Annotated in this window: 1 pseudogene; it reads right to left on the bottom strand. The window is 60.3% G+C overall.

The annotated features are described in order from the left end of the window. Positions 1–267: pseudogene (locus KJQ96_RS39180) on the bottom strand (hypothetical protein); the annotation flags it as partial.

The raw sequence follows: 267 nt of genomic DNA, 5'->3' as shown, positions 1-267 counted from the left end.
CGCCGGTAAAGACCTCTCCGGGCCGATAGTTTCCAGTGCACGGCAAGGCCGGAATATTCGACGTCCAGTCGTCAAAGCTGCGCAAGATATCTGGATCGGTTCGCGGCGCATGCATGCTCACGATCCCGTTCGCCGGATCGTAAAATCCGAACACCACCTGCGGTCCGCCAACAGCATCGCCAATTCTGTTGAGGACGCCCGGCCAGAGCTGCGCGTCGAGCGCGGCATCGTAGATAGATCCGACAAGGTCCAGCACCTTGTCCTCGC

The organism is Bradyrhizobium sp. sGM-13 (genome assembly GCF_018398875.1).
In the GTDB taxonomy this organism is placed as follows: domain Bacteria; phylum Pseudomonadota; class Alphaproteobacteria; order Rhizobiales; family Xanthobacteraceae; genus Bradyrhizobium.
The sequence above is the reverse complement of the archived record's forward strand: the minus strand, read 5'-3'. Positions and strand labels throughout refer to the sequence as shown.